Source organism: Streptomyces caelestis (genome assembly GCF_001279005.1).
Lineage (GTDB): Bacteria > Actinomycetota > Actinomycetes > Streptomycetales > Streptomycetaceae > Streptomyces > Streptomyces heliomycini.
In genome coordinates this window covers 1-283 of record NZ_LGCN01000131.1, presented here as the reverse complement: position 1 = coordinate 283, position 283 = coordinate 1, and the positions used below count along the sequence as shown (strand labels likewise).

1 protein-coding gene is annotated in these 283 nt (G+C 65.4%); it reads left to right on the top strand.

All coding sequences use genetic code 11. The features are described from left to right. The coding region (locus ADK41_RS12885; RefSeq protein WP_199821867.1) for a hypothetical protein at window positions 1-283 on the top strand (283 nt) is incomplete at both ends.

Sequence of the window (283 nt, the reverse complement as noted above, 5' to 3'; positions counted from 1 at the left end):
GCTGGATCGGTGGGGCTGTCGTCTGCGGGGGGTGAGGACGCGTCCGGTGCGGTTGGTGCTTCGGACCCGGGAGGGGCCGGCAGTGATGCGCGGCGGGAGCTGGAGAAGGCCATCGATGATCTGACGTCCAAACTGGGTTCGCTGGACGCCCTGCTCCAGGAGATTGGTGCCGATCCTCAGGACGAGAAGGCCATCCGGGAAGAGGAATGGGACTCGGTGTCGCCCGAGGTGCTGGACGCGATTTATGAAAAGCGGGAAGAGTACCGTGATGCGCCGCGGTTCG